Origin of the sequence: Citrobacter sp. 50677481, assembly GCF_001463265.1 — a bacterium.
GTDB lineage: Bacteria > Pseudomonadota > Gammaproteobacteria > Enterobacterales > Enterobacteriaceae > Citrobacter_A > Citrobacter_A sedlakii.
The window spans coordinates 1-3,445 of the sequence record NZ_LNHZ01000068.1; the positions used below are offsets into that span (position 1 = coordinate 1).

Genomic DNA, 3,445 nt, shown 5'->3' on the forward strand with positions numbered 1-3,445 from the left:
GGTTCGGGTTCTGGCTGTGGCTCCGGTTCCGGTTCAGGTTCCGGTTCTGGTTCAGGTTGCGGTTCTGGTTCAGGTTGCGGTTCTGGTTCAGGTTGCGGTTCTGGTTCAGGTTGCGGTTCGGGTTCTGGCTGTGGCTCCGGTTCAGGTTCCGGTTCTGGTTCAGGTTGCGGTTCTGGTTCAGGTTGCGGTTCTGGTTCAGGTTGCGGTTCAGCGCTGGTATCAACAACCAGAGAGGTGTCGCTGCTGGTCTGCGAACCGTCCGGACGGGTGATTTCGGTGGTGATGGTGTGTCCGCCGTCGGCCAGCGGCTGCTCCGGGGTGACGGACCAGTTGCCCTGGTCGTCGACGACGGCTTCGCCGATGACGGTGTCGCCGTCCCGGATAACCACCTGCGCGCCCGGCTGCTCACCGCTGCCGCCGAAGGTCGGGGTGTTGTCACTGGTGGTGGCGCCGTCGGCGATGGGGTTGCCCTCATCGTCGGTCATAAATGGCGGGGTGTTCGTGTCAGTGGTTGGTGTTGCATTTTCGCCACTATCAGTGATGATGGGCGATTCGTCGTTGCCGTGTGACTGGTGGTTTGAGCGCTGGGCAAGCCCAACGCCAGCCGAGAGAACGCCCAATGCGACAGCGCCGACACCAAGAAGCAGGCTTGTATTGTCCAAAGGTAATGTGTCCTCTTCCGCGAATCCTGGAAGGGTATATATGCCTGTGCTGGGATCCAGAGCATAGGTATAACTTCCATTTGTCCCCGTGGTGCTAATTGGTGGGATCTCTTCTGGACTGATATTTTTCAGCATCACTTCATAATTAACGCCGTTTTCATCGGCAATAAGTAGTTTTGTGGCGTCATCTGCCTTCTGTGCCTTAAAGGATTTAATAGTTACGCCTGTGCTGTTTTGTAATTCAAAGTAAGTTCCAGGGGGAGGCGCCTCTAATATCAGCGGTTGTCGCTGGTCTAATACATACCTGGTAAGTTGCATTCCTTCGACACGCTTAACTATTAAAGTTATAGACATATGTTATTCCTTTAGTTGTTGTATTGATGAGTTTTTATGCTGGCTAAGAGTAAACTTGGAGTGGTGATTGCTATACATGTAAAATTTATTTTAAGAAGTATTGATAAACTTTTCTATTTGAGAGATGTCTGCAATAAATTTATGTTGTTCGGTTGAGTTAATAAAATTACACAGCCGTGCATTCCCTTTTATTCCTAATTTCTCCATTATTCGATTTTTATGACCGTATATTGTCTTTACAGAGACATTCATCATTTTTGCCATCCGCTGAAAGCTATATCCTTGTCTCATATATTCAACCAACTGCAACTGTTTTTTTGATAACCGGCAGTGACAACAGTCCTGACAGTCCTCAGAAGAGAAAGAATAGTAACCTGCATTTGAAGCCTTGATTTTTTGCTCCAGTCGTTTTTGAATCTCCTCGACTGTCTCATTATGATGAAGTAAAAGAGCACCTCGGAAGCATGAAGCATTCAAGGCGAAACGATGGTGCGAATGTCTGTTAGCAAGCGCAATAACAAGACAGTGGCACTGTCGAAAATGAAAATTTGTAAGACAGATGCATGGCAGAGTGGGCGGAGAGTTCATGATAATAATGTCCGCTTCTTGTATGCCAGGAATAGATATATCTCCGTTGATAGTGATATTTTTATTTGAACCGAGTATGGTTTTGATTAGTGCTACCACCCCAGAGATGAAGTAATAATTACTATCACATAATAAAATGCGAATATTAGTATGATTGTGCATGAGGTAATATTTTCTCAGTAAATGTTATCAAAAAGGTTTTAAACTATCCCCACTATGGAATCGGCCATTGTCAAGTTTAAGTACGCCACGATCTTTTAATTCTTTCAAAACCCTGCTGATTGAACTTTTTGAAAGCCAGGAGCTATTCTCAATAAGGTAAAGTACGGAAAAGCGTTTTTTAAGATGTAAGGGCAACTTTTGCCACCGTTCAATCAGCGAAATGACTTCTTCATAAGAACAGCTTTTACCTGTCATGATATAATTTATAAGATCAGAATAATGAGCGGAAATAATTGACATGGTTTCATTAATAAGATCTTTTTCATGGACTAATTGCCAAAAATGCTCATAACTCATTGAATGAATTTTGCCGTAATCCACTCGTTCAAGATAAAGAGGAAGAGTGTCAAGTGCCGGGGTAACATCGAATACATAAGGTGCAGTTAAGATATTTAGCATTTTTTCTTCATCTTTAACTCTTATTTTTAATAGAAAGTCACCTTCCATGATGAAAAATACTCTACGTGAGCATTCATAGCTCAAACTATAGCGTCGTTTACCTCGAATGATGTTGTCTGGATTAGCCAATCTGGTATATCCACTTAGAGAAGATATAATTCTTTCATGGTTTGCTATTACTCTTTGCACTCTCGGCACCTCTTTGTGACAATCATCCTCCTTAAAGTTGTTAAAGTAAAAAAACATAACAAGGCCGCAGCCTTTTTTTGTGGCATAAGCTGTAAAAAAACAAGACAGCTATCAAATTTGTGCCTGCTCATGGTTTCCCCGGCATACCGAAAAATTAACTACGCTTATCGGTGTAAGACATAATAATGACCCGAATATATATTTCAATATTTACGGCTAGTGCATTTTTGAATTTAAAAACCAAAACTCAGGAATTTTATGGGTTTTGGTGCTGAGCTTAATTCATCACACAGTATTATAAACCACATTTAGAGATATGACGCATGATTCAATCTTTTTTAATTATCCTTTATTTTTTCATAACCATTTTGGGGTTTATGTTATTTATTTGTGTAATTAAAATTAAATTCTTTCCTTTTCTTGGTATCCATTAATACTTTTGAAACTTAAGTTCCAGAAATAGCATGAATGTTAAAAAATAATTTTCTGTGATTCAGTCCTGGGCCGCAATATGTAGCAGGCGTGCGCCAGATTATCCTTCTCAACCCAAAAGAAAAAGGATTGCTCTACATCTCAAAAACGATGCTATTTTCCGTTTGAAGAAGCATTTCATATCTACCTTTCTAAGAATTTTCCATAGTATAGAGGGATAGGAAGTAAACCATTTATAAACAAACTTGAGGTTTTAAGGATCCTTGGCAGGTATCTTCAGGTTGTATGATCTTTCCCACGAAAAGATGATGGAGCTCTGAGTAGGAATGTCATTTTTCGGGGTAGCCTTGATGATAGGCGCAGCAATAAAGCAGGATTTTGATGTGGGCAATATGCAAAAAAAAGCCCGTACTTTCGTACGGGCTCTTTCTTAAATATGGCGGTGAGGGGGGGATTGACTCGCTTCGCTCGCCCTGCGGGCAGCCCGTTCGCTGCGCGTCCGGTCTGTCCAACGGGCTGCGCCCGTTGTCGACCCCGGTCGGGGGTTCTCATCCCCCGGAGTGTGCAATAGGCAAAAAAAAGCCCGTACTTTCGTACGA

Annotated in this window: 3 protein-coding genes; all 3 read right to left on the minus strand. The window is 42.7% G+C overall.

Annotation, left to right across the window (positions count from 1 at the left end):
* The coding region (locus APU02_RS26720; RefSeq protein WP_239692884.1) for an Ig-like domain-containing protein at positions 1–662 on the minus strand (662 nt) is incomplete at its 3' end.
* Positions 663–1,106: 444 nt separating this feature from the next.
* A complete protein-coding gene (locus APU02_RS25445) occupies positions 1,107–1,766 on the minus strand; it encodes a LuxR C-terminal-related transcriptional regulator (protein WP_072197158.1) in 660 nt (219 codons plus the stop codon).
* 27 nt (positions 1,767–1,793) lie between these two features.
* Positions 1,794–2,414 (minus strand): helix-turn-helix domain-containing protein, encoded by a 621-nt coding sequence (locus APU02_RS19880; protein ID WP_060571027.1) that lies wholly within the window; start codon positions 2,412–2,414, stop codon positions 1,794–1,796.
* Positions 2,415–3,445: the final 1,031 nt, after the last annotated feature.